This window comes from uncultured Serinicoccus sp. (genome assembly GCF_947500995.1).
Lineage (GTDB): Bacteria > Actinomycetota > Actinomycetes > Actinomycetales > Dermatophilaceae > Ornithinicoccus.
The window spans coordinates 123,194-148,686 of record NZ_CANMUA010000005.1 but is presented as its reverse complement, the minus strand read 5'-3'; the positions used below and the strand labels follow the sequence as shown (position 1 = coordinate 148,686).

Annotated in this window: 29 protein-coding genes, 2 tRNA genes, 1 other RNA gene and 2 pseudogenes; 19 read left to right on the top strand and 15 right to left on the bottom strand. The window is 74.3% G+C overall.

Annotation, left to right across the window (positions count from 1 at the left end; translation table 11 throughout):
- Positions 1 to 2: 2 nt before the first annotated feature.
- On the bottom strand, positions 3 to 929 hold the full coding sequence (locus Q0967_RS09320) for an alpha/beta hydrolase (protein ID WP_298752243.1): 927 nt from the start codon (positions 927 to 929) through the stop codon (positions 3 to 5).
- Positions 930 to 940: 11 nt separating this feature from the next.
- Positions 941 to 1,510: a peptide deformylase gene (gene def / locus Q0967_RS09315; protein ID WP_298752245.1), complete on the bottom strand. Its 570-nt coding sequence runs from the start codon at positions 1,508 to 1,510 to the stop codon at positions 941 to 943.
- Between the two features lie 43 nt (positions 1,511 to 1,553).
- On the opposite strand from def, the pseudogene Q0967_RS09310 reads away from it, so the two are divergent.
- Positions 1,554 to 2,180: pseudogene (locus Q0967_RS09310) on the top strand (YgjV family protein); the annotation flags it as partial.
- Between the two features lie 197 nt (positions 2,181 to 2,377).
- Here Q0967_RS09310 and Q0967_RS09305 read toward each other — a convergent pair.
- The 3 genes from Q0967_RS09305 to Q0967_RS09295 form a co-directional block, all read right to left on the bottom strand.
- On the bottom strand, positions 2,378 to 3,172 hold the full coding sequence (locus Q0967_RS09305) for a PH domain-containing protein (protein WP_298752246.1): 795 nt from the start codon (positions 3,170 to 3,172) through the stop codon (positions 2,378 to 2,380).
- Between the two features lie 14 nt (positions 3,173 to 3,186).
- Complete coding sequence (locus Q0967_RS09300) at positions 3,187 to 3,357, bottom strand: hypothetical protein (protein ID WP_165368457.1); 171 nt, start codon at positions 3,355 to 3,357, stop codon at positions 3,187 to 3,189.
- A 132-nt stretch (positions 3,358 to 3,489) separates the two neighbouring features.
- Entirely contained in the window at positions 3,490 to 3,987 is a 498-nt protein-coding gene (locus tag Q0967_RS09295) for a MarR family winged helix-turn-helix transcriptional regulator (protein ID WP_298752252.1), read from the bottom strand.
- A gap of 35 nt (positions 3,988 to 4,022) precedes the next feature.
- Here Q0967_RS09295 and Q0967_RS09290 point away from each other — a divergent pair.
- A pseudogene (locus tag Q0967_RS09290) lies at positions 4,023 to 4,880 on the top strand (DMT family transporter); the annotation flags it as partial.
- 47 nt (positions 4,881 to 4,927) lie between these two features.
- Here the strand turns inward: Q0967_RS09290 and Q0967_RS09285 are convergent.
- Complete coding sequence (locus tag Q0967_RS09285) at positions 4,928 to 6,043, bottom strand: aminotransferase class I/II-fold pyridoxal phosphate-dependent enzyme (RefSeq protein ID WP_298752585.1); 1,116 nt, start codon at positions 6,041 to 6,043, stop codon at positions 4,928 to 4,930.
- Positions 6,044 to 6,153: 110 nt separating this feature from the next.
- On the bottom strand, positions 6,154 to 6,792 hold the full coding sequence (upp, locus tag Q0967_RS09280; RefSeq protein ID WP_058890087.1) for a uracil phosphoribosyltransferase: 639 nt from the start codon (positions 6,790 to 6,792) through the stop codon (positions 6,154 to 6,156).
- Between the two features lie 26 nt (positions 6,793 to 6,818).
- On the opposite strand from upp, the gene tadA reads away from it, so the two are divergent.
- Both tadA and Q0967_RS09270 read left to right on the top strand, forming a co-directional pair.
- The gene (tadA, locus tag Q0967_RS09275; RefSeq protein ID WP_298752587.1) at positions 6,819 to 7,316 is read left to right on the top strand and encodes a tRNA adenosine(34) deaminase TadA; all 498 of its coding nucleotides are present in this window, start codon (positions 6,819 to 6,821) and stop codon (positions 7,314 to 7,316) included.
- Between the two features lie 50 nt (positions 7,317 to 7,366).
- Positions 7,367 to 7,453: transfer RNA gene (locus tag Q0967_RS09270), tRNA-Ser, on the top strand.
- Between the two features lie 72 nt (positions 7,454 to 7,525).
- Here the strand turns inward: Q0967_RS09270 and Q0967_RS09265 are convergent.
- Positions 7,526 to 7,918, bottom strand: a complete 393-nt coding sequence (locus tag Q0967_RS09265) for a DUF4190 domain-containing protein (RefSeq protein ID WP_298752259.1) — start codon at positions 7,916 to 7,918, stop codon at positions 7,526 to 7,528.
- A gap of 188 nt (positions 7,919 to 8,106) precedes the next feature.
- On the opposite strand from Q0967_RS09265, the gene Q0967_RS09260 reads away from it, so the two are divergent.
- Positions 8,107 to 10,068, top strand: a complete 1,962-nt coding sequence (locus tag Q0967_RS09260; RefSeq protein WP_298752262.1) for a cell wall-binding repeat-containing protein — start codon at positions 8,107 to 8,109, stop codon at positions 10,066 to 10,068.
- Between the two features lie 17 nt (positions 10,069 to 10,085).
- On the opposite strand, the gene Q0967_RS09255 is transcribed toward Q0967_RS09260, so the two are convergent.
- Genes Q0967_RS09255 through Q0967_RS09240 form a run of 4 tightly spaced genes read right to left on the bottom strand, consistent with a single transcriptional unit; the run spans position 10,086 to position 11,889 of the window.
- Positions 10,086 to 10,499 carry a hypothetical protein gene (locus Q0967_RS09255; protein WP_298752263.1) on the bottom strand — a complete coding sequence of 138 codons (414 nt, stop codon included), beginning with the start codon at positions 10,497 to 10,499 and terminating at the stop codon, positions 10,086 to 10,088.
- Between the two features lie 55 nt (positions 10,500 to 10,554).
- Positions 10,555 to 11,034 carry an SRPBCC family protein gene (locus tag Q0967_RS09250; protein ID WP_298752266.1) on the bottom strand — a complete coding sequence of 160 codons (480 nt, stop codon included), beginning with the start codon at positions 11,032 to 11,034 and terminating at the stop codon, positions 10,555 to 10,557.
- Positions 11,031 to 11,549 carry a LytR C-terminal domain-containing protein gene (locus Q0967_RS09245; RefSeq protein ID WP_298752268.1) on the bottom strand — a complete coding sequence of 173 codons (519 nt, stop codon included), beginning with the start codon at positions 11,547 to 11,549 and terminating at the stop codon, positions 11,031 to 11,033. The genes Q0967_RS09250 and Q0967_RS09245 overlap by 4 nt, the downstream gene beginning before the upstream one ends.
- 28 nt (positions 11,550 to 11,577) lie before the next feature.
- Positions 11,578 to 11,889 carry a type II toxin-antitoxin system VapB family antitoxin gene (locus Q0967_RS09240; protein ID WP_139722429.1) on the bottom strand — a complete coding sequence of 104 codons (312 nt, stop codon included), beginning with the start codon at positions 11,887 to 11,889 and terminating at the stop codon, positions 11,578 to 11,580.
- Between the two features lie 24 nt (positions 11,890 to 11,913).
- On the opposite strand from Q0967_RS09240, the gene Q0967_RS09235 reads away from it, so the two are divergent.
- The 5 genes from Q0967_RS09235 to Q0967_RS09215 all read left to right on the top strand — a co-directional run bounded on the left by Q0967_RS09235 (position 11,914) and on the right by Q0967_RS09215 (position 15,652).
- The gene (locus Q0967_RS09235) at positions 11,914 to 13,518 is read left to right on the top strand and encodes a helicase HerA-like domain-containing protein (RefSeq protein ID WP_298752275.1); all 1,605 of its coding nucleotides are present in this window, start codon (positions 11,914 to 11,916) and stop codon (positions 13,516 to 13,518) included.
- Positions 13,519 to 13,638: 120 nt separating this feature from the next.
- Positions 13,639 to 13,726, top strand: a tRNA-Ser gene (locus Q0967_RS09230).
- Positions 13,727 to 13,856: 130 nt separating this feature from the next.
- Positions 13,857 to 13,955, top strand: an RNA gene (ffs, locus tag Q0967_RS09225) — signal recognition particle sRNA small type.
- Positions 13,956 to 14,027: 72 nt separating this feature from the next.
- Positions 14,028 to 15,269, top strand: a complete 1,242-nt coding sequence (locus Q0967_RS09220) for an arginine deiminase (protein ID WP_298752277.1) — start codon at positions 14,028 to 14,030, stop codon at positions 15,267 to 15,269.
- Positions 15,269 to 15,652 (top strand): sterol carrier family protein, encoded by a 384-nt coding sequence (locus Q0967_RS09215; protein ID WP_298752279.1) that lies wholly within the window; start codon positions 15,269 to 15,271, stop codon positions 15,650 to 15,652. Before Q0967_RS09220 ends, Q0967_RS09215 begins: the two co-directional genes overlap by 1 nt.
- Before the next feature lie 7 nt (positions 15,653 to 15,659).
- On the opposite strand, the gene Q0967_RS09210 is transcribed toward Q0967_RS09215, so the two are convergent.
- Positions 15,660 to 16,241: a helix-turn-helix domain-containing protein gene (locus Q0967_RS09210; protein WP_298752281.1), complete on the bottom strand. Its 582-nt coding sequence runs from the start codon at positions 16,239 to 16,241 to the stop codon at positions 15,660 to 15,662.
- A gap of 95 nt (positions 16,242 to 16,336) precedes the next feature.
- Between Q0967_RS09210 and Q0967_RS09205 the strand changes: the two genes are divergently transcribed.
- From Q0967_RS09205 to purM, 9 genes are all read left to right on the top strand, one after another.
- Positions 16,337 to 16,522: a hypothetical protein gene (locus tag Q0967_RS09205; protein ID WP_298752283.1), complete on the top strand. Its 186-nt coding sequence runs from the start codon at positions 16,337 to 16,339 to the stop codon at positions 16,520 to 16,522.
- The gene (locus Q0967_RS09200) at positions 16,516 to 17,637 is read left to right on the top strand and encodes an MFS transporter (RefSeq protein WP_298752285.1); all 1,122 of its coding nucleotides are present in this window, start codon (positions 16,516 to 16,518) and stop codon (positions 17,635 to 17,637) included. Before Q0967_RS09205 ends, Q0967_RS09200 begins: the two co-directional genes overlap by 7 nt.
- 31 nt (positions 17,638 to 17,668) lie before the next feature.
- Entirely contained in the window at positions 17,669 to 18,529 is an 861-nt protein-coding gene (locus Q0967_RS09195) for an LLM class flavin-dependent oxidoreductase (RefSeq protein WP_298752287.1), read from the top strand.
- Between the two features lie 132 nt (positions 18,530 to 18,661).
- The gene (locus Q0967_RS09190; protein WP_298752289.1) at positions 18,662 to 20,092 is read left to right on the top strand and encodes a cell wall-binding repeat-containing protein; all 1,431 of its coding nucleotides are present in this window, start codon (positions 18,662 to 18,664) and stop codon (positions 20,090 to 20,092) included.
- Positions 20,093 to 20,178: 86 nt separating this feature from the next.
- Positions 20,179 to 20,442 carry a hypothetical protein gene (locus tag Q0967_RS09185; RefSeq protein WP_298752291.1) on the top strand — a complete coding sequence of 88 codons (264 nt, stop codon included), beginning with the start codon at positions 20,179 to 20,181 and terminating at the stop codon, positions 20,440 to 20,442.
- Positions 20,443 to 20,451: 9 nt separating this feature from the next.
- A complete protein-coding gene (locus Q0967_RS09180; RefSeq protein ID WP_298752293.1) occupies positions 20,452 to 20,667 on the top strand; it encodes a hypothetical protein in 216 nt (71 codons plus the stop codon).
- A 60-nt stretch (positions 20,668 to 20,727) separates the two neighbouring features.
- Complete coding sequence (gene purF, locus Q0967_RS09175) at positions 20,728 to 22,365, top strand: amidophosphoribosyltransferase (protein ID WP_298752295.1); 1,638 nt, start codon at positions 20,728 to 20,730, stop codon at positions 22,363 to 22,365.
- Positions 22,366 to 22,614: 249 nt separating this feature from the next.
- A complete protein-coding gene (locus Q0967_RS09170) occupies positions 22,615 to 23,298 on the top strand; it encodes a hypothetical protein (RefSeq protein ID WP_298752297.1) in 684 nt (227 codons plus the stop codon).
- A 137-nt stretch (positions 23,299 to 23,435) separates the two neighbouring features.
- On the top strand, positions 23,436 to 24,542 hold the full coding sequence (gene purM / locus Q0967_RS09165; protein WP_298752299.1) for a phosphoribosylformylglycinamidine cyclo-ligase: 1,107 nt from the start codon (positions 23,436 to 23,438) through the stop codon (positions 24,540 to 24,542).
- A 96-nt stretch (positions 24,543 to 24,638) separates the two neighbouring features.
- On the opposite strand, the gene Q0967_RS09160 is transcribed toward purM, so the two are convergent.
- Both Q0967_RS09160 and Q0967_RS09155 read right to left on the bottom strand, forming a co-directional pair.
- On the bottom strand, positions 24,639 to 25,184 hold the full coding sequence (locus Q0967_RS09160) for a hypothetical protein (protein WP_298752301.1): 546 nt from the start codon (positions 25,182 to 25,184) through the stop codon (positions 24,639 to 24,641).
- A gap of 58 nt (positions 25,185 to 25,242) precedes the next feature.
- Complete coding sequence (locus tag Q0967_RS09155) at positions 25,243 to 25,482, bottom strand: DUF3073 domain-containing protein (RefSeq protein WP_298752303.1); 240 nt, start codon at positions 25,480 to 25,482, stop codon at positions 25,243 to 25,245.
- Positions 25,483 to 25,493: the final 11 nt, after the last annotated feature.

Here is a 25,493-nt window from a genome sequence, read left to right as displayed (position 1 = left end):
GGTCAGCGGGGCGGGCTGATGCCGTCCAGGACCTCGACGACCCGCGCCCAGGCGTCGGTGGTGACGTCGATGAGGTCGAAGTGGCCGCCGGTGACCTCGACGAGCTCGGCCGTCCCGCCCGCCTCGCGGGAGGCGGTGACGTAGTCCTGCGACTGGCTGATCGGCACCTGCCCGTCGTCCGGCGCGTGCAGCGCCCACACCGGCGCGCCGAGCGGGACCTGGCGGATCGGGTCCACGGCGGCGAAGCGCGGGTCGTCCGGGCCGAAGCCGACGAGGTCACGGGCCGCGCCGGAGCCCAGGCGCTCCTGGTATGCCGTGCCCAGGTCGAGCACGCCGGCCTGGGACACCACGTGGGTCACCCGGGTGCGCCCTGGCCAGCCTGCGTCGAGCCGGGCGGCCGCCCAGGCCGCGAGGTGGCCGCCGGCCGAGTGTCCGAGGGTGACCACGGGTCCGGTGCCATCGCCGTCGCCGCTCTCCTCCCCGCCCAGCAGCTCGATCGCCGCGTGCACGTCGTCGAAGGTCTGCGGGTAGCCGCCGCCCCCGCCGACGCGGCGGTACTCCACGTTGAGCGTGCTCCACCCGCGGGCCAGCAGGTCGGCCGCGAGCGGCTCACCGAGGTCCGCGCCGTAGGCGTCCCGCCAGAACCCGCCGTGCAGGACCACGACCGTGCCCCGGCTCGGACCGTCGGGCACCTGACGCTCGGCCCACTGCGAGGGGTGGTCGCCGTAGCTGATACGGCCCGAGCGCTGCTGCCCCGACGTCGCCGGTGCAGGCCCCGGCGAGGCGGGCGGCGAGGAGGTCGCCCCCGGGGTGCCACCCGTGGAGACGCCGCCCGTGCCCGGGCTCCCGCCGCCGGTGCACGCCGCCAGCGACAGCCCGCCGGTCAGGGCGAGCAGGCTGCGGCGGTCGAGGACCGGGGCGGCCGGCATACCCGGAGGTCTCAGACCTCGTCGGCGGTGGTGGCCGAGGGGTCCCAGCGGACGACGCCGTCGGCGGCCCAGCCGCGGTCCTTGACCGCCTCGCGGGCCTCGGCCTTGACCGGGCCGGTGAGCCTGTCGACGTAGAGGTAGCCGTCGAGGTGGTCGGTCTCGTGCTGCAGGCAGCGGGCGAGCAGACCGTCCCCCTCGACGACGACCTCGTGGCCGTCCAGGTCGGTGCCGGTCACCCGGGCGCGCGGGTGGCGGGCCAGCGGGAACCACTCACCGGGGACCGAGAGGCAGCCCTCGCCGTCCTCCTCCTCGTCCAGGGGCGCGGGGCTGCCGAGCCGCTCGAGCACGGGGTTGACCACCACGCCCCGGACGTTGTCCTCGCCCGGGACCGGGCAGTCGTAGACGAAGAGGCGCAGCCGCACGCCGACCTGGTTCGCGGCCAGGCCCACCCCCTCCGCCGCGGCCATGGTGTCGAACATGTCGTCGACGAGCGTGCGGATCTCGTCGGTGATCTCGCGCACCCGCTTGGTGCGGGCGTGCAGGGCCTTGTGGCCGATGACGGTGATGGGTCGGACTGCCATGGGGTGATTCTAGGTTTGCCGCACCCCGACCCCCTACCCTGCCTGGATGAACTGGATCGAGGTGCTCGGCTGGGTCGGCTCGACCATCCTGGTGGTGTCGTTGCTGCAGACGCGCGTGCTGAGGCTGCGGTGGATCAACCTGGTCGGGTGTGTCGTCCTCATCGGGTACAACGCCGTCGTCGGGGTGTGGCCGATGGTCGGGCTCAACGTCGTGCTCGCCGTCATCAACGTCGTCTACCTGTGGCGGATGCTGCGCAGCCGGCACGACGCCGACGCCTACACCGTGCTCGAGGTCGAGCCCGACGACCGCTACCTCGGTCACGTGCTGACGGTCCACGGCGAGGACATCGCGCGCTACAACCCCGGCTTCGAGCACGAGCCGGCGGCCGAGCACTCGGCCTTCCTCGTGCTCCAGGGGGACGAGACCGTCGGGGTGGTCCTGGCGCGCGACGCCGGCGAGGGCACCGCGGAGGTCGTCCTGGACTGGGTCACCCCCAGCCACCGCGACTTCTCGCCCGGGGAGTTCGTCTACCGCGAGTCCGGGCTCTTCTCCCGCCGCGGCTTCACCCGGGTCCTCTCACCGGCAGGGATGCAGCACCCCTACTACGAGCGGATCGGTTTCCGCCCGTACGGGGACAGGTTCGAGCTCGAGGTCCCCGCGGCCGGCTGACGGTCGCCAGGCGCGTCCTGTGCGGTCTGGCTGCGCGTCCTGTGCGGCCTGGGCGGGCGTACTGTGCCGGTTGACCACCCGTCCTGTGCGGCCTGGGCACGCGTCCTGTGCGGCCTGGGCACGCGTCCTGTGCGGCCTGGGCACGCGTCCTGTGCGGCCTGGCCACGCGTGCTGTGCGGGGAGCGGGGGTGGTGGCGTCAGCGCAGCGGCGTGGGGTCCGGGTCGACCGCGACGCGCCGCCGCGTCGGGGCGCGTCGCGGACCCGGCGTCTCGCCCTCCCAGTCCCAGTCCGAGGGCAGCTGCCCCGGGTCCACCGGCTCCCACTGCTGCCGCCGTCCGACCACGGCACCCCCCGACCCCGTGCGGTCCTGGCCCTGGCCCTGGCCCCACGAGCCCCGGCCCGGGTCACCGGTGCGGTGGTCGGGACCGTCGGCATACCCCTCGTCGTCCCACCCGTCGTCGTCCTCGCCCGGGTCGCGCACGTCGCGGCCGAAGATGGTCTCGCACATGGCCTGGTACTTCGCGTCCGGCTGCGGGATGTAGTCGATGTGGCTCAGCGCCTGGTCCTGCCCGGCGGACTCCATGACGAAGCGTCCGTAGCCGAGGAGCCGACCGGCGATGGTGCGGTCGTAGCTCATGTCGGTGACCTTGACCAGCGGCATCATGGCGACCCGCTGGGTGATGAGGCCGTAGGTCTTGAGCAGTCGGCGGTCGGTCGCGATGAACCACTCGCAGCGCCACTCCAGCACCTGCCACCCCGCCCAGGCGCAGACGACCGCGAGGACGGACAGCGCCAGGCCGGTCGCGGCGGGCTCGGTCACCGACGCCGCCACCCACAGCGTGAGGAAGAGGGCCACGGCGACGGCGGACCCCGGCTTGAGGAGCTTGGCCCAGTGCCAGCGGGTCGACACCACCACCCGCTCGTCGGTGAGCAGGTAGCGCTTGGCGACCCGGCGGCTGATGCGGGGTGCGGTCGAGGGGTGGGCGCTCACGCGGCCTCGACCGTTCAGACCCCCATCAGCTGGTTGAAGAACCGGCCGATGTTGAGGAAGCCCTGGCTGATGATGTCCCAGACGGCGCGCACGATGTCGGCGGCGCGGTCGGGGTTGGTGATGACGGCGTAGATGAGGAAACCCCACAGCAGCCAGTGCAGGACCTTCTTGACCGTGGACGGCATGTCAGGTGCCTTTCGCTGGACAGGGGACACGGGTCTGGTGCCAGTGTGGCAGATGTGGTGGGGTATGCCGAGTCTCGTCACCGCGTGCGTGTCGACCCCGCGCAGCAGGCCTGCGGCCGCGGCAGCGCGTCCTCACCCCGCGGGGAGCGAGAGCGTGAGTCTGCGCAGGAGGTCGGCGAGCTGCCGCCGCTCCTCCGGCGAGAGTCCGGACAGCAGGCGTTCCTCGTTGGCCAGGTGCGCCTCGACCGCCGCGTCGACCAGCTCTCGGCCCTGCTCGGTCAGGGACACGAGCCGGGACCGTGCGTCGTGCTCGCTGCTCCGGCGGTGCACCAGTCCGGCGCCGACCAGCCGGTCGAGCCGCTTGGACACGGCGCCCGAGGTCACCATCATCGACGCCGTGAGCTCGCCGGGGGTGAGCTCGGCGCCCGGCCCGCTGCGCCGCAGGGTGGCCAGCACGTCGAACTCGCCCTCGCCCAGCCCGCTGGCCGCGAAGGTCGGGCGCAACCGGGCCTCGAGCTCGTCGCCCAGCCTGCTGATCCTGCCGATGACCCCCATGGGGGAGGTGTCGAGGTCCGGGCGCTCGCGACGCCACTGCTCGAGGATCGTGTCGACCGGGTCGCTGTCCGTCACAGGCCCACCCTACCCACCCGTTGCGGATACCTTCCATGGAAACTATTGTCTCTTCCGTGGAAACTATACTGCCGCAACCGACGCCCTCCCGCGCCGCCCTCGTCCTCGTCACCGTCGTGGCGCCGATCGCGTGGGGGTCGACCTACGCGGTGACCCAGCTCTGGCTGCCAGAGGGCCGACCGCTCTTCTCGGCGTGCGTCCGCGCGCTGCCGGCGGGGCTCCTGCTGCTGGCGCTCACGCGGCGCCTGCCCCAGGGGTCGTGGTGGTGGCGGGCCGCCGTCCTCGGGGTGCTCACCATCGGACTCTTCTTCGCCCTGCTCTTCGTCGCGGCATACCGGCTGCCGAGCGGGCTGGCGGCGACCACCACCGCACTCTCGCCGCTGGTGGTGATGGCCCTGGCGTGGCTGGTGCTGCGGGAGTCGCCGAGGCGGTGGCAGGTGCTCGGGGGCCTCGTCGGGGCCTGCGGCGTGGCGCTGCTCGCGGCGGAGGTCCCGGGTGGTGTGGACCTCGTGGGTCTGGCCGCCGCGGTCGGCGCGGTCGCCAGCTCGGCGCTCGGTTTCGTGCTCGTGAAGCGGTGGCCCTCACCGGCCGGCCTGCTCCCGATGACGAGCTGGACGCTCCTCGCCGGTGGCCTGGCGCTGCTGCCGGTCGCCTGGGTGGTGGAGGGCGCGCCACCACGGGTGGACGCCGCGGCGGCCGGTGCCTACGCCTACCTCAGCGTGGTCGGCACGGCGGTGGCCTACGTGTGCTGGTTCACCGGTCTGACCCGGATGAGTGCGGGCTCGACCGCCCTGCTCGGGCTGGTGAACCCGGTGGTCGGCACCGGGCTCGGGGTCGCGCTGCTGGCCGAGCCGTTCGGCACCACCCAGCTGTTCGGCGTCGGTCTCGCCCTCGCCGGGGCGCTGGCCGGACAGCTCCGTCCCCGGGTCCCCCGGGGTCCTCAGGCCCGCAGCAGCGGCGAGACGGCCATCCGGTCCAGGGCCTCGTCGACCTCCTGCGTGGAGCCGGCGAAGCTGAGCCGCACCTTGCGGTGGCCGTGGACGGTGTCGAAGTCCACGCCGGGTGTCAGGGCCACGCCGCAGTCGTCCAGCAGGGCCCGGCACCACGCGACCGAGTCGTCGGTGAGGTGCCCGATGTCGCACCAGGCGTAGAACGCGCCGTCCGGCGGGGCGTAGTCGTGCAGGCCGACCTCCGGCAGCCGCCGCAGGAGGAGCTCACGGGTGGCGGCATACCGCTCCCGGTGGGCGTCCAGCTCCTCCCGCGCGCCGGGGCCGAGCGCGGCGATGGCGGCGTGCTGGCCGATGGCCGGCGGGCAGATGTTGAGGTTGCCGGTGAGGACCTCGAGCGGGCGCCGCAGCCCGGGCGGGGCGAGCAGCCAGCCCACCCGCCAGCCGGTCATGGAGAAGTACTTGCTCACCGAGCCGACGACGACGCTCTCGCGCGAGGTCGCCCAGGCGCTCGTGGTCGGCCGGCCGTAGCTGAGCCCGTGGTAGATCTCGTCGCTGACCAGCAGCGTCCCGTGCTCCTCGCACCACCGCGCCAGCGCCGCCAGCTCGCCGGCGTCGATGACGGTCCCCGTCGGGTTGGCGGGGGAGGCCACGACGAGCCCGGCCGGGGGCGCGGGCAGCGCCTCCAGCATCGCCACGGTCGGCTGGAAGCGGGTGTCGGGACCGCAGTCCAGCTCCAGCACCTCGCAGCCCAGGGCCGCCAGGCTGTTGCGGTATGCCGGGTAACCGGGCCGCGTCATCGCCACCTGGTCGCCGGCGTCGAAGGCGGCGAGGAAGAGCGTGGTGAAGGCCCCGGAGCTGCCGGGGAAGACGACGACGTCGTCGGGGTCGACGTCGATGCCCGCGGTCTCCCGGTGGTGCTCGGCGACGGCCCGGCGCAGCGGCAGGATGCCGGTCGACTCGGTGTAGCCGAGGACGTCGGTGTCCAGCGCCTCGATCGCGGCGGCCCGGGCCGCCGCGGGGGCGGGGGTGGACGGCTGCCCGGCGCACAGCGTCAGCACGTCGCCGTGGGTGCGCTGCCGCTGCGCCGCCGCCTTGAGCACCTCCATCACGTGGAAGGGCTCGACCGCCGACCGGGTCGAGACCCGCCCGCGGCGCGCCGCACCGGCCGCCGGGGCAGGTGTCGCGTCCGCGGGCTGGGGCGGCGGCATACCTGCCCTCAGACCACGCCGTAGAGCCGGTCGCCGGCGTCGCCGAGCCCGGGCACGATGTAGCCCTGCTCGTTGAGGCGCTCGTCGATGGCTCCGGTCACCAGGGTGATGGGGGGCTCGACGTCGGCCAGCCCGGCCTGGACCTTCTCGATCCCCTCCGGCGCAGAGAGCAGCGTGATCGCGGTGATGTCGTCGGCGCCGCGCTCCACGAGGAAGCGGATGGCCGCGATGAGCGTCCCGCCGGTCGCGAGCATCGGGTCGAGGACGTAGCACTGCCGACGGTCGAGGTCGTCCGGCAGCCGGTTGGCGTAGGTGTGCGCCTCGAGGGTCTCCTCGTTGCGGACCATCCCCAGGAAGCCGACCTCTGCGGTCGGCAGCATCCGCATCATGCCGTCCAGCATCCCCAGCCCGGCCCGCAGGATCGGCACGACGAGCGGCTTGGGCGTGGCCAGGTGGATCCCCGTCGTCGCGGCCACCGGGGTCTCGATCTCGAACGGCGATACCCGCACCTCGCGGGTGGCCTCGTAGGCGAGCAGCGTCACCAGCTCGTCCGCCAGGCGGCGGAAGGTCGGGGTGTCGGTCCTCCGGTCGCGCAGGTAGGTCAGCTTGTGGGCGATGAGCGGGTGGTCGGCAACGAGGACGCGCATACGCCAGACTCTAGGACGTGACCGACCTGCCCGACACCCCGCCCGCGCCCCCGGCGGACGCGGCCTGGGGCCCCGGGAGGTATGCCGCCTGGGTCGCGGAGGCGCTCGCGCAGGCCAGGGCGGTGGGGGAGGCCGGTGACGTGCCCGTCGGGGCCGTCGTCGTCGACGTCGGCGGGAGGGTCGTCGGCCGGGGGCGCAACGTGCGCGAGCTCCGGCACGACCCGACCGGGCACGCGGAGGTCGTGGCGCTGCGGGAGGCGGGCGCCGCGCTCGGGTCCTGGCGGCTGGAGGGGTGCTCCCTCGTCGTGACGCTGGAGCCCTGCGCGATGTGCGCCGGGGCGGCCGTGCTGGCCCGGGTCGACCGGGTGGTCTTCGGGGCCTGGGACGACAAGGCCGGGGCGTGCGGGTCGGTGTGGGACCTGCCCCGGGACCGCCGCGCGCTGCACCGGGTCGAGGTGGTCGGCGGGGTGCTGGAAGAGGAGTGCGCCGCGCTCCTCACCACCTTCTTCACCGACCGCCGCTGACGGGGGCGACTGTTTGGGGTGGGCCCTGCTCGTCGGGTAGCCTCGTCGGCGGTGGCGTGTCCGAGCGGCCTAAGGAGCACGCCTCGAAAGCGTGTGTGGGCGCAAGTCCACCGTGGGTTCAAATCCCACCGCCACCGCGGTGTCGCTGGATCGACACGAGAACCCCCGGACCACCGGTCCGGGGGTTCTTCCGTGCCGGGGGCGGCCGGTCAGCCGAGGGCGTCGGCCACGCCGACCACGACCGCGACGAAGAGGCCGGCCAGCATCCACAGCAGGAGGAAGACGGAGCCGACGATCCCGAGCGTGCGGGCCACGACCAGCTGCCAGCGGCCACGGGTGGGGACGGGGGAGCGGTCGACCTCGCGCAGCGCGAGATGTGCCACCGCCCACGCGACGGGTCCGAGGACGGCGACGCCGCACACGGACAGGATCCCGAGGACGAGCGCTGCTCCGGTCCGCGGGTGGGGTGCTGCGGGGGCGGTGCGCCGAGGCCCGGCGGGGGGCCTGCGGTCGGCCGCGGCCGGTCCGGGGTCGGCATACGGGTCGTCGGGCTCGGAGCCGGCGCCGAACTGCGGCGCGGGTGGGGGCTCGAAGCGGTACATCCCCCGAGGCTACCCGCCGGTCCTCGGAGCCACCTGGGCGAAACCACGTCCGTCACAGGAACCTCTCCGAGATCTCTGGCCCCGGGAGCGGTCGCCGCGTTATGCTCACGCCGCCCTCCTCTCGTCCCCGGAGGGTCGCCCTCCACGTCCCCGAGGGCCGGATGTCTCGTCCCCGGAAGTGAGCCACCATGCTCCGTCGTCCCCTGCGCCGTACCCTCACCACGGCGCTCGCCGCGGGCCTGCTGGCCTCCCCGCTCGTGGCGCTCGCCGAGCCCCCGACGGAGGAGAGCCGCCCCGGGGCGCTGACCCTCCCGGCGGCGCCCGCCGTCGAGGTGACCGCCCCGGGGGAGGAGTCGACGGCCGCGTCGACGCCTCACGACGCCCCGGCCGCCGTGCGCGCGGCCGACCTGGCGGCCGCCGCCGACCGCGGTGCCGTCTGGCTCGCCGCCCAGGCCGGCACCGGCCGGATGACGACCGACGGGCTCGCCCTGGCCGTCATCGCGCTGGGTGCGGCCGGTCCGGAGCACGCGGGCGACCTGCAGCGCCTCACCGGCCAGCTGGAGCGGCGCGCCCCCACGGCAGCGGCCGATCCCGTGGTCCTCGGCCTCACCGCGATCGCGGTCGACGTCGCCGGCCGCAACCCGCGGTCGTTCGGTGGTGTCGACCTCGTGGCCGCCCTGCGGACCGAGCTGGCCGACGGGCGGTGCGGCGACGACTGGGTCTTCGTCACCGGCATCTGCGTCATGGGCCTGAAGCGCAGCGGCGGCACCGTCCCCCAGGCCGCCGTCGACGCCGTCGCCGCGGCGGCCGACCCGACGACCGCGGGCATCAGGTCCGGGGGCGGGGTCGAGGCGTGGTCCACCGCGGTCACGCCCCAGGCCATGGCCGGCGTGGACAGCATGCGCAGGGCCCGGGTGACCGGGCTCGGCGCCCGCGACTACCTCGCGCTCTCCCGGGGCGACGCGCCGGTGCTCGCCGAGGACCTGCCCGTCGGGGTCAACGCGCTGGCCCAGCAGAGCTTCGCCATGGCCGGGACCGACGCCGACGAGCCGGCGCGGCGCGACGTCACCATGACCTGGCTGCTGCAGCAGCAGCACGCCGACGGGGCGCTGCCCGAGTTCTTCGAGCACGCCGACGGGGACGTCTGGGCGACCGCCCTCACGGTCCTCGCGTGGTCGGGGCGCTCGCTGACCACCGACGCCGCCGCGGCGACCGGCTACCAGCGCCACTCCGTCGTCGAGCGCATCAGCGGTACCGATCGCTACGCCGTCGCCGCCAACATCGCCGCGTCCTGGGCCGACGGCGCGGACACGGTCGTCGTCGTCTCCGGCCAGAACTTCCCCGACGCGCTGTCCGGCTCCGCGCTCGCGGGCCTCGTGGGCGGCCCCGTCCTGCTCACCAAGAAGGCCAGCCTGCCGGGCTCGACGGTGCGCGCCCTGAAGGCCCTGGAGCCGCGCCGGATCGTCGTGCTCGGCGGCACCGGCGCGGTGACCAAGGGGGTGGCCGACGAGCTCCTGCGCTACGCCGACGGGGTCGAGCGCGTCACGGGGGCCGACCGCTACGCCGTCTCGGGCGCGGTCGCCTCCTCCTTCTGGGAGCAGGGCGGGTCCACGGCCTACCTGGCGACCGGGCAGAACTGGCCGGACGGCCTCACCGGCGGCGCGGCCGCGGCCTACGAGGGCGCACCGTTGCTGCTCACCAAGCACGGCGAGGTGCCGGCCCCGGTGATGGACGCCCTGCGCTACCTGCGGCCGGACGAGGTCGTCGTGCTCGGTGGCAGCGGTGCCGTGTCCGGCGACGTGATCACCCAGCTGCGCAGGGGCCTCGGCGGCGCCTCGGCGCCCTCCATCCGACGGCTCGACGGCAAGGACCGGTATGCCGTCGCCTCCCGGGTCGCGCAGCGCATCCCCGCCGCGCAGGAGATGGCCTTCGTCGCCACCGGCCGCAACTGGCCGGACGCCCTGGCCGGCGGCGCGCTCGCCGGCCAGGTCGGCAGCCCCATGCTGCTCGTGCGCCCCGACGGGCTGCCCACCCAGACCCGGCAGAGCCTGGAGCTGCGCCGGCCGGACTACGTCGGCGCGTTCGGCGGCCCGGCGGCGATCCAGCCCGGGGCGCTGCAGCAGGTGCGGCTCGTCGACACCGGCCGGTAGGCGCACCGGGCCGGGCGTCAGAGCCCGAGGAGCAGCACCCCCAGCACCGCGGCCACGACGGTCACGACCATGACGGCGAGGAGGGCGGTCGCCACGACCCCCATGGCCTGGGCGGCGACCAGCTGTCCCCGGTTGGTGACCACGACCGGGGCGGCGTCCACCTCCCGCAGCGCCCGGCGCGACATCGCCCAGGCGAACGGCCCGAGCGGGGTGAGGACGGTCACGCTCAGCAGCCCGAGGACCAGGGCCGAGGTGCCCCGCGGGTGCTGGTAGCCCGGCGGGCCCCACGGGTCGCCCCGGGGTGGTGGTGGCCCCCAGGGGGAGCCGGGGTCGGGCGGCGCTCCCGCCCGGCGGTCCTCCGGGGGGTGGAGGGTCGGCCCGCGGGCCGGCGGGTGGTGCGGGGTCGGCGGTGGTGCTCCGAGGTGGTCCATGGACCGAACCTAGGGCTGACCGGGGCGGCCCCGCCGAGGTTGTCCACAGGCGGGCTCAGCGGGCGTGGAGCTCCTGAGCGGCGGTCGCGATGTCGTCGAGCTCGGTGCGCAGGGCCTTCTCGGTCAGCTTGAGCCCGAGCGGGCCGACGACCCGCAGCGCCAGGCGCTGCAGGGCCCGGGGGTCCGGCGTGCTGGCGCTGAAGTGCACGGAGAGCAGCGTGGCGTCGGCCTCCGCCAGCGGCTCGAGCGTCATCACGGTGCGGTAGGTGGTGTTGCCGGAGCGCGCCTCGGTCTCGGTGCGCCGCTCGGGGTCGTTGTCCACCACCCAGATCTCCTGGGTGTCCGAGGCTCCCATCATCCGGCGCGTCTCCCGCCAGCCGGTGCCGATGGCATACGGGCCGGGGGTGATGACGTGCAGGTCGGTGACCTGGGAGAGGCGCTCCTGCGCGTGGTCGAGGTCGGTGATGACCTCCCAGACCGCGCCGGCCGGGGCCTCGACCCGGCGCTCGACGCGGACCTCGTGCTGCGCGCTCATCGACCGTCCCCCGTCGGCTCGGGCTCCTCGGGTGCGGGCAGGTCCTCCCAGGCGTCACCCAGCACGAGGTCCAGCGTCGCGTCCTCCCGCTCGTCCTGCACCAGTTCGACCTCCTGGGGCAGCGCCTCGGCCAGCAGCTGGGCCCCCTCCAGGCCGGAGGGGCCGTGGATGATCTGGCCCGGACCCTCGAGGTCGGCGCCGGAGTTGTCCACCCCGTCGACCGTGAACCCCCGCGCCTGCAGGCCCTCGCTCGCCCGTCCGGCCAGCCCTGCGACGCCCGTGGAGTTGAAGACGTTGACGACGACGTCCTCCGCGACCAGCGTGGGGGTCGGCGCCGCGACCGTCGCCGGTGCCTCGTCGGTGTCCCCACCCATGCCGAACCAGCCCTGCATGGAGGCCATCGCCAGGACCAGGGCCAGCACGAGCACGCCGAGCAGCGCCGCCATGACCATGGCGGCGCGACGACGTGCCCGGCGGGCGGCCGTCGACATGCCGGCGGTGCGCACGTATCCCACGCAGAAGTCCTTCCCGAAGGGCAGCAGGCTAGCGAGTCGCCGTGCCGTCGAGGTCGAGGACACGCCCGTGGACGGCGGGTCGGCCCTGCAGCGCCGCCCGCAGGGCACGGTGCAGTCCGTCCTCGAGGTAGAGGGTGCCCCGCCAGCGGACCACGTGGCAGAAGATGTCGCCGTAGAAGGTGGAGTCGGAGGACAGCAGGGCCCTCAGGTCCAGCTGCGAGCGCGTCGTCACCAGGTCGTCCAGCCGCAGCATCCGCGGGGGGAGGTGCGCCCAGTCGCCGGGCTCGTCCAGGCCGTGCGGGGGGTAGGGCTGCTCGTCCCCGACGCCCTTGAAGATCATGCCGCGCAGTCTAGAGTCTGGTGCGTGAGCGAGCAGAGCAGCAGCCAGGTCGACCGGATCCGGGAGGCGTACGCCTTCGCCGGGCCGAGCATCACGCTGGGCGGCGCGGTCGGCACCGACGGGGAGGCCGTGGCGAGCGAGGCGGTCGTCCGGCTGCCGCTGGGGTCGATGAACCGGCACGGACTGGTCGCCGGGGCGACCGGCACCGGCAAGACGGTCACCCTCCAGGTGCTCGCCGAGCAGCTCTCGGACTCCGGCGTGCCGGTCTTCCTCGCGGACGTCAAGGGCGACCTCACCGGGTTGGCGACCCCTGCCGAGGGCGGCGGCAAGGTCGAGGAGCGGATGAGCGGCCTCGCCCAGGAGTGGGAGGCGAAGGCCTACCCGGTCGAGCTGCTCAACCTCGGCGGGCACGGCGTGGGGAACCCGGTGCGGGCCACGGTCACCGGCTTCGGGCCGACGCTGCTGTCGAAGGTGCTCGGCCTCAACCAGACCCAGGAATCCAGCCTGGGCCTCATCTTCTACTGGGCCGACCAGCAGGGGCTCGCGCTGCTGGACCTCAAGGACCTCGTCGCCGTCATCCAGCACCTCATCTCCGACGAGGGTCGGGCGGACCTCAAGGGGCTCGGCGGCATCGCGACGTCGACGGCCGGCGTGATCCTGCGCGAGCTCATCGGCCTGTCCGCGGCCGGGGGAGACGTCTTCTTCGGCGAGCCGGAGTTCGAGACCGCCGACCTGCTGCGCACGACCGCCGACGGGGCAGGTGTCATCACGCTGCTCGAGCTGCCCGGGGTGCAGGACCGGCCGGTGCTCTTCTCCACCTTCCTCATGTGGCTGCTGGCCGAGCTCTTCCAGGACCTGCCCGAGGTGGGCGATCCGGAGAAGCCGACGCTCGTCTTCGTCCTCGACGAGGCGCACCTGCTCTTCGGCGATGCCTCCGACGCCTTCCTCGACGCCGTCGAGCAGGCGGTGCGCCTCATCCGCTCCAAGGGGGTCGGGGTCTTCTTCGTCACGCAGACCCCCACGGACGTGCCGGACGCCGTCCTGGCGCAGCTGGGCAACCGGGTGCAGCACGCGCTGCGCGCCCACACCCCCAACGACGCCAAGGCGCTCAAGGCGACCGTGTCGACCTTCCCCACCAGCGACTACGACCTGGGCGAGGTCCTGACCTCGCTGCGGACCGGCGAGGCGGTCGTCACCGTCCTCTCCGAGGAGGGCGCGCCGACCCCGGTCGCGCGCACCGTGCTCCGGGCGCCGCAGGCCCGGATCGGGCCCTCGGAGGAGGAGGTCGTGCGGGCGCTGGTGGCCGGGTCCTCCCTGTCCGGCCGGTATGCCGAGGCTCTCGACCGCGAGTCCGCGCACGAGATGCTCGCCGCGCGGATGGAGGCGGCGACCCGGGCGGCGCAGGAGCAGGAGGCCGCCGAGGCGCGGACGCGGGCGAGCCGGGAGGCTGCCCCCGGTCCGGCCGGCGGAGGACGTCGCGGCTCGGGCGGTGGGGGACGGCAGGACCCGGACGGGGGCGTGCTCGAGCAGGTCGTCTCCTCCGGCGCGTTCCGCTCGATGCTCCGCTCGGCCGGCACCGTCATCGGGCGGGAGATCACCCGCTCGGTCTTCGGCACCCGCCGCCGCTGACCGCACCGGACGCGCGCTCAGCCCGCACCGGACGCGCGCTCAGCCCGCACCGGACGCGCGCTCAGCCCGCACCGGACGCGCGTTTGGGCCGCCCGGACCGCCTCGGGTATCCTGCTGCGCGGAGGATTCGCATAGCGGCCTAGTGCGCACGATTGGAAATCGTGTTGGGATAAAACCCTCGGGGGTTCAAATCCCCCATCCTCCGCCAGTCGGCGAGGCCCCGGGCCACCGTTCCACCGGTGACCGGGGCCTTCCGCATACCCGGGCCTTCCACCCACCCGTGCAGCCTGCGCGCGCGGGCCGTCTTGGACAGTCTCGGCCGAGCACCTAGACTGGTCGCCGGACCCCTCGTGCGGTGGTACCTCGGTGAACTCCCCCAGGGCAGGAATGCAGCAAGGGCAATCGGGCTCTTCCAGGTGCGCGAGGGGTTCTTCATACCCTGCTGCCGTCGCGCCCGCTGCCTCCCTCCCACGTGGCAGGATGTCCGCACCCCTGCGAAAGGACACGCCATGCCGTTCCACGTCGGATCCGAGGTCGGCCGCCTGCGTCAGGTCATCGTGCACCGGCCCGGGCTGGAGATGCACCGGCTGACCCCCGACAACAAGGAGCGCTACCTCTTCGACGAGATCCTCTGGGTGGAGAAGGCGCAGGAGGAGCACGACTACTTCGTGCAGGTCATGCGCGAGCGCGGGGTGACGGTGCACCACTTCGACACCCTGCTGCGCGAGGCGCTCGCCGTGCCCGAGGCCCGCGCCCACGTCCTCGCCCACTCGCTGGACGAGCGGCACGTCGGCCCCCAGGCGGCCGAGGACCTGCGCGCGATGTTCGACGGGATGGACGACGCCGAGCTCACCACCCACCTCATCGGCGGCATCACCAAGGCCGAGGTGCTGGAGCGCATCGGCAGCCCGAGCTCGGTGGTCATCGACCAGTTCGGTCTGCACGACTCGGTGCTCGCGCCGCTGCCGAACCACCTCTTCACCCGCGACACCTCCGCGTGGGCCTACGGCGGGGTGGCCGTCAACTCGATGCACAAGAAGGCCCGTCGCCGGGAGACGGTGCACTACGACGCGATCTACCGCTACCACCCGATGTTCGCCGAGGCCGGTATGCAGTGGTGGAGCCACGGCGTCGACGACGGCCCCGCGACGGCGGAGGGGGGCGACATCCTCGTGCCGGGCAACGGGATGGTCCTCGTCGGGCTCTCCGAGCGCACCACGGCCACCGGGGTCGAGCGCCTGGCCCGCCGGCTGCTGGCCTCCGGCGAGGCCGAGCGGGTCGTCGCGCTGGACATGCCCAAGGCGCGCGCGGTCATGCACCTCGACACGGTGATGACGATGCTCGACGAGCAGACCTTCACCCGCTACGCCGGGCTGCCGGACCTCACGTCCTGGACCATCACGGCCGGGGACCAGGACGCCGCGACCGGCGAGCTGCGCCTGGAGATCGAGCGGCACGAACCCGAGCAGATGATGCAGGTCGTCGCGCACGGCCTCGGGGTGGACTCGGTGCGGGTGCTCGCCGCCGAGCAGGACCCGCGGGCGGCGGCCCGGGAGCAGTGGGACGACGGCTGCAACGTGCTCGCGCTCGAGCCCGGGGTCGTCGTCGGCTACCAGCGCAACACGGTGACCAACGCCTACCTGCGCGAGCAGGGGGTGGAGGTGCTGGAGATCGCCGGCTCCGAGCTGGGGCGGGGGCGGGGTGGCCCGCGCTGCATGTCCTGCCCGATCGAGCGGGACCCGCTCACCTGATGCCCGCCCGCCGTCGGGTCGACCCGGCTGCCGGCGAGCAGGCGCTGGCGGCCTGGGAGGCCGCGCAGTCCGGCGCAGCGGGCGGCGCGCCGGAGGTCTCCCGCAGCCAGCTGGCCACCGCCGTGCGCTACCTGCTCGAGGACCTCGTCGAGCGCGCCCCCGGGAGGTCGGTCGAGGTGCGGATCCCGCCGTATGCCGCCGCCCAGGTCGTCGAGGGACCGCGGCACACGCGCGGGACCCCGACCAACGTGGTCGAGACCGACCCCCAGACGTGGCTCGCGCTGGCGACCGGGCGGACCACCTGGGCCGAGGCGACGGCGAGCGGCGCGGTGCGGGCGTCGGGGCAGCGGGCCGACCTCACGGCATACCTGCCGCTGCGCTGAGCCGCGCTCAGGCCCCGGGGGGCTCCTCCGGCGGCAGCGGGAACAGCAGCTGGTAGAGCTTGACCCGCCGGGCGCCCTCCTCGCCGTGCTCGGCGCGCGCGGCCTTCGCCCGCTCCAGGTGCTCCGTCATCGTGGCGGCGATGGCGTCGCCGAGGGCGTCCGCCTCCTCGAAGGTCAGCATGGCCGTGGCCTCGTTGGAGGTGGCGATGCCGGGCCACGCCTCGTCCTCGGACTCCATCCGGGCGATCCACTCCTGGACCCGGGCGTTGCGCATCTCCATCTGGTGCAGCATGACCGTCTGGGCGGCGGTGCGGGCGGCGCTGTCCTGGGCGACCGCCTCGAGGCCGAAGGAGAAGCCGACGCTGGTCCACCACCGCTCGCGCGCCGACCCCCGCGCGGTGTCCTCCTCGACGAGCCCGTGCCGCTCCAGCTGCCGCAGGTGGTAGCTGGTCTGCCCGGTGTTCTCCCCCATGGCCCGGGCCAGCATCGAGGCGGTGGCCGCGCCGTGGTCCTTGAGGTAGTCGTACATCCGTAGCCGCAGCGGGTGGGCGAACGCCTTGAGGGTCGCGGCGTCGAGGGCGGGGGCCACGTGGGGGGAGGGTTTGCGCGTCGGCATAGTCCAGAGATACCTTTGCAGAGGTTAGTTTGCACAACATCTTCTGCACTCAGGATAGGGGACCGGCCATGACGGCATCCACCACCAGGTCGGCGGGGACCCAGCCCCGCCCGGCCACCACGCCCCTGGGGCGCCCCTTCGGCGCGCACCTCGGTGCCGTCGGGCTGGCGAACCTCGCCGACGGGGTCGTCCAGATCGGGGTCCCCCTGCTGGCCGTGACCCTGACCCGTCACCGCTGCTCATGGGGGTGCTGACGGCCGCCGTGTGGCTGCCCTGGCTCGTCTGCGGCATCCCCGCCGGCGTCCTCGTCGACCGGTGGGACCGGCGCCGCACGATGCTGGTCGCCCTCGGTGCCCGGGGCGCCCTCCTGGGCGGGGCCGGGGTCCTCGCGCTGTCCGACCGGCTGACCATCTGGGTGCTGGTCGCCCTGGCGCTGGGCTACGGCATCACCGAGGTCTTCGCCGACCTCGCCGCGGCCGCGCAGGTCCCGGCCCTGGTCGGGCGCACGGCCGGCCCGCTGCGCCGGGCGAACTCCCGCCTCCTCGCGGTGGAGCAGGTGTGCAACGGCTTCGTCGGCCCGCCGCTGGCCGGTGTGCTGGTCGCGCTCGGCGCGGCGTGGCTCGTGGGCTCCTCCGCCCTGGTGGTGGTGGGCGCCGTCCTCGTGCTCGCCCTCGGGCTGCGCGGCAGGTATGCCCCGGTGGTCCCGGAGGTCGAGAGCGTGGGCTCGCGGTGGTCCGCGCTGACCTCCGGGATGCGCACCCTGTGGACCCACCCGGTGCTGCGTCCTCTGGCGATCGCGGCCGGGCTGTGGAACTTCGCCTCGACCGCCCTCAGCGCGGTCCTCATCCTGTGGCTCGTCGGTCCGGAGTCGGAGGGGGGCCTGTCGCCGCAGCTGTTCTCCCTCGCGATGGTGGTGCTCCCGGTCGGCGCCCTGCTGGGGAGCCTGGTGGCGAGCCGGGTCATCGAGCGCTTCTCCGAGATGCCCGTCCTCGTCGTGTGCTGGGGCCTCAACGCCGTCTTCAACCTGGCTCTCCTCCTCTGGCCCTCGGTGTGGGGGCTCGCGCTGTTCCTCCTGGCGGCCGGCCCGCTGGGGGTGATCGGCAACGTCGTCTCCGGGTCCATCCGGCCCCGCCTGGTCGCCGGGGACCAGCTGGGCCGGGTCGGTGGCGCCTCCCGGGTGCTGGTCTTCGGCGCCATGCCGCTGGGCGCCCTCGTCGGGGGACAGGTCGCGGCGCTCTTCGGCATCCCGGTGGTGCTGCTCGGCGTCCCCGTGGTGATGCTCCTGGCCACCGCCATGGTCGCCGTCGGCGTCCCGCAGGCCCTGGTGGACGCGCACGAGCTGGCCCCGGACCCCGAGCCCGTCGCCTGAGCCGCGGCCCCCAGGCGCTAGCGTCCTGCCCATGAGGATCGGCGTCTGCATCCTGCCCGAGCACCCCTGGCGGGAGGCCGAGCCGCTGTGGCGGCAGGTGGAGGAGTGGGGGTTCGAGCACGCCTGGACCTACGACCACCTCGTCTGGGCCGGGCTGCCGCAGGCGCCGTGGCACTCCACGGTCGCCACCCTCGCGGCGGCCGCCGTCGTCACGGACCGGGTCCGGCTCGGCACCTTCGTCGCCTCCCCGAACTTCCGGCACCCGGCGCTCCTGGCCAAGGACGTCACCACGCTGGACGACCTCAGTGCGGGGCGCGTCCTGCTCGGGCTGGGGACGGGCGGGGACCTGGACAGCCGGCTGCTGGGGGACCGGCACACCCGCGGCGAGCGGACCGCGCGGTTCGAGGAGTTCGTGCCCCTGCTGGACCGCTTGCTGACCGAGGACGACGTCGAGGTCGAGGGCGAGTTCTTCACGGTGGCCGGGGCGGGTGCCCGCCCGCGCTGCGTCCAGCAGCCCCGGGTCCCCTTCGTGGTCGCCGCCAACGGGCCGCGCGCCATGCGGCTGGCGGTGGCGCACGGCGCCGGCTGGCTCACCACCGGACCTCCCGGTGCGGCCGAGGACGGGCTGGACGACTGGTGGCGCGGTGTGCGCGAGCTCGGCGCCCGGGTGGACGCGCTGGAGGGCGAGGCGGGTCGGGCCCGGCCGCTGGACCGCTACCTGTCGCTCGACGCCGGGTCGCCGGCGCTGGGCAGCCTCGAGGAGGTCCAGGACCGGATCGGCCTCGCTGCCGAGGCCGGGTTCACCGACGTCGTGGTGCACTGGCCGCGCGCGGACGAGCCCTATCGCGCCGACGTGCGCGTCCTGGAGGCGCTCGCGGCCTCCCGGTCCTGACCGGGGGCGGCGCCGCATACCGCCGATGTATCCCGGCGGGGTGGGGGTGCTCTGAGCCCTGACGCCCCGGCGGAGGCGAGGGGCCTCCCGGCGTCACCGGCCCGTGACGGCCGGCGCCCGAAGGAGATCCGCATGACCACCACCACCAGGACCCGGCGCAGGGCCGGGTTCGCGACAGGGACGCTGCTCGCGCTCGGCGCCACGGCGCTCGCCGGTGCCGTCCCGGCCCTCGCCGCCACCCTCGGCGACCACGAGATCAGCGGCGTGCAGTTCGTCAACGACGACTGCAGCCGCAACGAGTACGCCATCCAGGCCGACATCACCGGCACCACCGACGACATCGGCGGCTTCGACCGCGTCCGGTTCGACGTCTGGGACGACGGCACCCTCAAGGACAGCCGCATCCTCGAGGTCGAGGTGGGCACGACACGGGAGCTCAACGCGTTCCTGTCCTTCGTCGGGCTCTACGGCACCGGGGCGCCCGGTGTCGGCATCGTCATCAGCGACGTCGACGCCGACGGTGACGTCGTCGGCACCCTCGAGATGGTCGACCCGTTCTACCCCGACGACGTCGACGGGCCGTGCACCTTCGACGTCGAGCGGATCGGCGGGCCGACCCGGATCGAGACCGCCGCCATGCTGTCGGAGCAGAAGTTCGTCATGGCCGACACGGTGGTCATCGCGACCTCGCGCACCTACCCGGACGCCCTCGCGGCGGCCCCGTGGGCCGCGCAGCTGGGGGCCCCGCTGCTGCTCACCAGCCCCGGCGGTCTGTCCGCGGCCAGTCTCGACGAGCTGCTGCGCCTCATGCCCGACGACGTCTACGTCGTCGGCGGCCCCGCGGCGGTGAGCGGTCAGGTCCTCACCGACGTGCAGGCGGCCCTCCCGGGGGCCCACGTCGAGCGCGTGTCCGGGCCCGACCGCTACGGGACGGCCGGCGAGATCGCGCAGCGCGTGGTCCAGGACAGCTCGGCCGAGCTCTTCGTCGCCTCGGGGCAGGACTTCCCGGACGCCCTCGTGCTCAGTGCCCTGGCGGCCCGCCACCAGGCCCCGCTGGTCCTCACCAAGCACGCCGAGGTGCCCCCGGAGACCGCGAGCGCCGTGGCCGCGCTGACCTTCGACGACGTCTACGCCGCCGGCGGCACGACGGTGCTCTCCGACGACGTGCTCGACGACGTCTCCCTCGGTATGCCGTGGACGCGCTACAGCGGGCCGGACCGCTACGACACGGCCGAGTCGGTGCTGGAGCAGTTCCCGGCCGAGGGCAAGGTGCTGGTCGCGACGGGGCAGGACTTCCCCGACAGCCTGACCGCGGTGCCCGTCGCCGCGCGGACCGGGGCCGGGGTCGCGCTGACCCGCCCCGACGCGGTGCCGGCCGGGGTCCTGGACGAGGTGGAGCGGCTCGTGACCGGCTTCTCGTTCCCGCTCATCACCATCGTCGGCGGTGAGCTGGCGGTGCACGACACGGTCGAGACGCAGCTGCTCGGCCTGGTCGGCGGCCTGGCCGACCCGACGCAGCGGTCCACCGGTGGGCGGACCGAGGGCAACATCGGGCAGGAGTGATCCCTCCCTCGTCCCCCGTGACGGGTCCCCGGCGCGGCAGCCACCCGGTTGCCGCGCCGGTCCGCGTCCTGACGGATACTGGTGAGGTGCCACCCTCGGACCCTTCGGACCCCACGGACGAACCCACCCGGCTGCCGGTGCGGCGCCGGCCCCGGCTGAGCCGCTTCCTCGTCGTCGGCGCGCTCGTCGGCTTCGTCGTCGGCGCCGTGATCTCCCTGCTCGGGCCGGACGCCCCCGGCAGCAGCGCCGGCCAGGAGGTCGTCCTGCTGGGCGCCACCGGTGCCGTCTTCGTCGGGCTCGCCGCCGCGATCGTCTACCTCGCCCTCGACCGTCGCGCCGCGCGCGACTGACCCGCGCCCGTGGAGCAGCGTCGGCCCGACCTCGTGCGCTTCCTGGCGACCGGCGCGGTCGTCGGGGCGGTCATCGCCGTGCTCGTGGCGGCCCTCGGCCGGGACGTGCCCTACGTCAACGGCCTGGAGGAGTACCTGCTCTTCATCCTCATCGGTGGCGGTGCGGGGTTCGCCGTCGGGGCGCTGGCCTACCTCGTCGCCGACCGCCCGCGGCTGGGCTCCTGACCCCGCGCCCGGGCCCGGCGGGCGGTGCGCCCGGCCCGTGGACTGTGGGACCATGGGGCCGTGGCTCGCGCTGACGGACGGCTCTCGCACGACCTCCTGCCCGAGGAGCGTCTGCCCCAGGACGCCTGCGGCGTCTTCGGGGTGTGGGCGCCCGGTGAGGAGGTCGCCAAGCTCACCTACTACGGCCTCTACGCCCTGCAGCACCGCGGGCAGGAGGCGGCCGGGATCGCGACCAGCGACGGGCAGCGGCTGGTGGTCTACAAGGACGTCGGTCTCGTCAGCCAGGTCTTCGACGAGTCGGCGCTGGCCTCCCTCCAGGGCCACCTGGCGGTCGGGCACTGCCGCTACTCCACGACCGGTCGCAACTCCTGGCAGAACGCCCAGCCGACGCTCGGGGGCACCGCCGAGGGGACCGTGGCGCTGGCCCACAACGGCAACCTCATCAACACCTCCGAGCTGCGCGACGTGCTGCGCGAGATGCTCGGCGGGGACCTGGCGCGCTCGACCGGCGAGGTCGGGCGCGGCAACACCACGGACACCGCGATCGTCACCGGGATGCTGACCGCCGACCCGGACCTGTCGCTGGAGGAGGCGGCCATGCGGGTGCTGCCGCAGCTGCGCGGCGCCTTCTCCCTGGTCTTCTGCGACGAGGGCACCCTGTATGCCGCCCGCGACCCCCAGGCGGTCCGTCCCCTGGTGCTGGGCCGGCTGGAGCGCGGGTGGGTGGTCGCCTCCGAGACCGCAGGTCTGGACATCGTCGGGGCCTCGGTCGTGCGGGAGGTCGAGCCAGGAGAGCTCATCGCGATCGACCACAACGGTCTGCGCTCGCGCCGGTTCGCCGAGGCGGCGCCCCGACGCTGCGTCTTCGAGTGGGTCTACCTCGCGCGGCCGGACACCACGATCGCCGGGCGGGAGGTCTACGACTCCCGCGTCGAGATGGGGCGCCAGCTGGCGCGCGAGCACCCGGTCGAGGCCGACATGGTGATGCCGACCCCGGAGTCGGGGACGCCGGCCGCCATCGGCTACGCGCAGGAGTCGGGCATCCCCTACGGCCAGGGGCTGGTCAAGAACGCCTACGTGGGCCGGACCTTCATCGCCCCCAGCCAGACCATCCGGCAGCTCGGGATCCGGCTCAAGCTCAACCCCCTCCGGGACGTCATCAAGGGCAAGCGGCTCGTCGTGGTGGACGACTCCATCGTGCGCGGCAACACCCAGCGGGCGCTCGTGCGCATGCTGCGTGAGGCCGGGGCCGCCGAGGTGCACGTGCGGATCTCCTCGCCGCCGGTGCGCTGGCCCTGCTTCTACGGCATCGACTTCGCCACCCGCGCCGAGCTCATCGCGACCGGGCTGGAGACGGCCGACATCTGCGCCTCGCTGCGCGCGGACTCCCTGGGCTACATCTCCACCGAGGGCATGGTGACGGCGACCGAGCAGCCCCGGTCCTCGTTGTGCACCGCCTGCTTCACGGGGGACTACCCGATCGAGCTGCCCCGTGAGGACCAGCTCGGCAAGGACGTCCTGGAGCTGCAGTTCCCGGTCGACACCCAGGGGGCGGACCCCACCGACGTCGGCACCCTCGACGTCGACCGCGCCCGTGACGTCCGCGACAGGGACCACGCCCCCGCGGGAGCGCGCGACATGGACAACGTGAGCGTCTCGGCCGCCGCCGGCGGCTCGGACGCCGTCCGCCGCCCCTGACCCGCGCAGCCCTGGCCTCCCTGTCACGAGCTCGACCTGGCACGAGGCCGGACCCTGTGCACGCCACACCAGCCCCAGGCATACCTGTGCACCCTTGTGCAGGCTGGGCACACGGTAGAACCTCCGCACAGGCTGCATGAGCGTGCACAGGCTGCGCCAGGGACGGGAGGAGCACTTCACCGCGCGGGGCGGGGCGAGCGGGTCTAGCGTCCGTGACGACGGGTCGGCGACCCGGGATGTGGAGGCGCCATGAGCGAGCACGACGACCAGACCATGCCTGAGACCGACGAGGACCGGGACGCGGCCGAGCCCGACGGCGAGCGGACCACGGCCGACGTGGACCGGGCCGCGGCCGAGCCCGACGACGCCGACGGCCCCGACCCCGCTGGGCCGGAGGGGACGACCGAGGACGAGTCCGCCGACGAGACCGACGAGGGTGACCCCCGGCAGGAGTCCGAGGAGGAGGCCCGGCGGAGGCAGGAGGAGTTCGCCCGGGAGCACGACCCGGCCGAGCACGACGTGGACGCCGGCGAGGAGTTCCGTCAGCCCGGCGACTGGACCGCCGACGAGGACGGCCCCCAGGAGCTCGAGACCGACCGGAGCATGCTCGCCGCGACGGGTTCGGCGACCACGGGAGAGGGTGGCGCGGACGGGTCTGGCACGACCGAGAGTGGCGCGGACGGGTCTGGCGCGACCGAGGGTGGCGCGGGCGACGGCAGCCCGGAGGAGGACATCCGCGACGGGGGTCACGGCTGGGGCTCGGCGGTGCCCCGCGCCGACGGGTCCGCGCCCGAGGGCCACCCGGTCAAGGCCTGGCACGACACCATGACCTTCGTCCTGCCGGACGAGGAGGGCTACGACGCCGAGGCGCACGAGTGCTTCGTGGACGGGGAGACCGCGGAGCGCGCCGGCTTCCGGCACGCGCACGGCTGAGCCGGGTCGTCCCCGAGGTTCGCCTGACCAGGATCACCTCAGGAGGGACGACGTCGGGGACGGGCGCGGCGTCGACGACGCCCGGTTCGGCATACCCTGGGGGTGCCCACCCGCCGCCACGCCCGAGGGAACCCGCGATGAGCGACCAGCCGATCACCTATGCCAGCGCGGGCGTCGACGTGCACGCCGGCGACCGCGCCGTCGAGCTGATGAAGGAGTCGGTCCGGCGGGCGCAGCGCCCGGAGGTCCTCGGTGGGCTCGGAGGCTTCGCGGGGATGTTCGACGCGTCCGCGCTGCGGGGTATGCGGCGTCCCGTCCTGGCGACCTCGACCGACGGGGTCGGCACCAAGGTCGCGATCGCCCAGGCGATGGACGTCCACGACACCATCGGCCAGGACCTCGTCGGCATGGTCGTCGACGACATCGTCGTGAGCGGGGCCGAGCCGCTGTTCATGACCGACTACATCGCCTGCGGCACGGTGGTGCCCGAGCGGATCGCCGCGATCGTCTCGGGCATCGCCCGCGGCTGCGAGCTGGCGGGCGTCGCCCTGGTGGGCGGTGAGACGGCGGAGCACCCCGGCCTGCTCGGTCCGCACGAGTATGACGTCGCGGGCGCCGCGACGGGTGTCGTCGAGCACGACGCGGTGCTGGGTCCGCAGCGGGTCGCCGAGGGCGACGTCGTGCTGGCGCTGGCGAGCTCGGGCCTGCACAGCAACGGCTACTCCCTCGTGCGCCGCGTCGTCGCCGCCGCAGGGTGGGCCTGGGAGCGGGACGTCCCCGAGCTCGGGCGGACCCTGGGGGAGGAGTGCCTGGAGCCGACCCGCATCTACACCCGGCCGCTGCTCGAGCTGGTCCGGGCGCTGGGGCCGGACCTGCACGTCCTGTCCCACGTGACCGGTGGCGGGCTGGCGGCCAACCTGGCGCGGGTGCTGCCGCCGGGGATGCTGGCGACCGTGGAACGGGCGTGGCAGCTGCCGCCGATCTTCGCGCTGGTGCAGGAGCTGGGGCGGGTGCCGCTGGCCGACCTGGAGCAGACGCTCAACATGGGGGTGGGGTTCGTGGCCGTGGTGGCTCCCACGGAGGCCGACCGGGCGGTCGCGCTCCTGGAGCAGAACGGCATACCGACGTGGCCCGTGGGGACCGTCGAGGTGGCGGGGGAGGACGCCGTCGGTCCGGACGTCGTGCAGGGAGCCAAGGGCGTCGACGGCGGAGCCGTCCGGGTCGTGGGGGACTACCGACGCTGAGCGCGGTCCCGGCGCGCGTCCGGTGGAGCCCGCCCGCGCGTCCGGTGCTGCCCTACGGCGCGTCCGGTGGAGCCCGCCCGCGCGTCCGGTGCTGCCCTACGGCGCGTCCGGTGCGGCGGGGGTGATGAGGACCCAGTACTCCGTGGGCCCGCGCCCACCGATGAAGCCGCCCCACCGGAGGTCCGCGGCGTCCGGGGTGAGCTCGGTGCGCAGCTGCTCGGTGGTCGGCTCGGCGATGACGATGCTCTGCGCGGGGTCCTCGAGGCGGACCTGCACGCTGTGCTCGGGGGAGTTGACCGCCCAGCCCTCCCAGGCGAGGACCGCACCCTCGCTCCGGTCCGGCTCGACGGGCTCCACACCGCGCATGAGCACCACCGAGGGCAGGGCGGACGCGTCGACGGGGTCGCACGCCGCTGCCTGCACCTCACTCCAGGAGGCGTCCTCGGTGAGCGGTTCCTGGCACTGGCGCACCTCGTAGGTCACGGTGTCGACACCGTTGTAGATGCGCCAGGCGACGAACATGACCACCGCGATCCCGACCAGCAGCAGGGGGAGGACCCACCACTGGTTGCGAGGGAGACGACCGCTGGCCGTCGCCCGCGCATCGGTCCAGCGGGCCTCGTGCCGGCTGCGGGTGCTCATCCGCTCGCCCGTCGCCCGCCACCGACCTCAGGGAGCGGCTGCGGACGCGGGCGGGTGGTCACCGCTCTCCGCCGGCCGCCCAGGATCCGTACTCGCCGTCCTCGTCGTCCTCCGCGTAGGGGTCGTCATCGTCCTCGGGCTCGTCGTCGTCCTGCTCGTCCGACGGCGGGGAGTAGTCGAACTCGCCGCGCGAGGAGTGCAGCTCCCGCTCGAGTGCCGAGAGGTCGGTGTCCGGAGCCGAGTACTTCAGCTTCCGTGCGACCTTGATCTGCTTTGCCTTGGCCCGGCCGCGCCCCATGGCGTGACCCC

What these genes read in the sequence shown, in the direction of transcription:
- Q0967_RS09320 (WP_298752243.1), bottom strand. Translation starts at nt 929, where the DNA reads ATGCCGGCCGCCCCGGTCCTCGACCGCCGCAGCCTGCTCGCCCTGACC.
- def (WP_298752245.1), bottom strand. Translation starts at nt 1,510, where the DNA reads ATGGCAGTCCGACCCATCACCGTCATCGGCCACAAGGCCCTGCACGCC.
- Q0967_RS09300 (WP_165368457.1), bottom strand. Translation starts at nt 3,357, where the DNA reads ATGCCGTCCACGGTCAAGAAGGTCCTGCACTGGCTGCTGTGGGGTTTC.
- Q0967_RS09285 (WP_298752585.1), bottom strand. Translation starts at nt 6,043, where the DNA reads ATGGAGGTGCTCAAGGCGGCGGCGCAGCGGCAGCGCACCCACGGCGAC.
- upp (WP_058890087.1), bottom strand. Translation starts at nt 6,792, where the DNA reads ATGCGCGTCCTCGTTGCCGACCACCCGCTCATCGCCCACAAGCTGACC.
- Q0967_RS09265 (WP_298752259.1), bottom strand. Translation starts at nt 7,918, where the DNA reads ATGTACCGCTTCGAGCCCCCACCCGCGCCGCAGTTCGGCGCCGGCTCC.
- Q0967_RS09260 (WP_298752262.1), top strand. Translation starts at nt 8,107, where the DNA reads ATGCTCCGTCGTCCCCTGCGCCGTACCCTCACCACGGCGCTCGCCGCG.
- Q0967_RS09255 (WP_298752263.1), bottom strand. Translation starts at nt 10,499, where the DNA reads ATGGACCACCTCGGAGCACCACCGCCGACCCCGCACCACCCGCCGGCC.
- Q0967_RS09250 (WP_298752266.1), bottom strand. Translation starts at nt 11,034, where the DNA reads ATGAGCGCGCAGCACGAGGTCCGCGTCGAGCGCCGGGTCGAGGCCCCG.
- Q0967_RS09240 (WP_139722429.1), bottom strand. Translation starts at nt 11,889, where the DNA reads ATGATCTTCAAGGGCGTCGGGGACGAGCAGCCCTACCCCCCGCACGGC.
- Q0967_RS09220 (WP_298752277.1), top strand. Translation starts at nt 14,028, where the DNA reads ATGCCGTTCCACGTCGGATCCGAGGTCGGCCGCCTGCGTCAGGTCATC.
- Q0967_RS09215 (WP_298752279.1), top strand. Translation starts at nt 15,269, where the DNA reads ATGCCCGCCCGCCGTCGGGTCGACCCGGCTGCCGGCGAGCAGGCGCTG.
- Q0967_RS09205 (WP_298752283.1), top strand. Translation starts at nt 16,337, where the DNA reads ATGACGGCATCCACCACCAGGTCGGCGGGGACCCAGCCCCGCCCGGCC.
- Q0967_RS09195 (WP_298752287.1), top strand. Translation starts at nt 17,669, where the DNA reads ATGAGGATCGGCGTCTGCATCCTGCCCGAGCACCCCTGGCGGGAGGCC.
- Q0967_RS09190 (WP_298752289.1), top strand. Translation starts at nt 18,662, where the DNA reads ATGACCACCACCACCAGGACCCGGCGCAGGGCCGGGTTCGCGACAGGG.
- Q0967_RS09170 (WP_298752297.1), top strand. Translation starts at nt 22,615, where the DNA reads ATGAGCGAGCACGACGACCAGACCATGCCTGAGACCGACGAGGACCGG.
- purM (WP_298752299.1), top strand. Translation starts at nt 23,436, where the DNA reads ATGAGCGACCAGCCGATCACCTATGCCAGCGCGGGCGTCGACGTGCAC.
- Q0967_RS09160 (WP_298752301.1), bottom strand. Translation starts at nt 25,184, where the DNA reads ATGAGCACCCGCAGCCGGCACGAGGCCCGCTGGACCGATGCGCGGGCG.
- Q0967_RS09155 (WP_298752303.1), bottom strand. Translation starts at nt 25,482, where the DNA reads ATGGGGCGCGGCCGGGCCAAGGCAAAGCAGATCAAGGTCGCACGGAAG.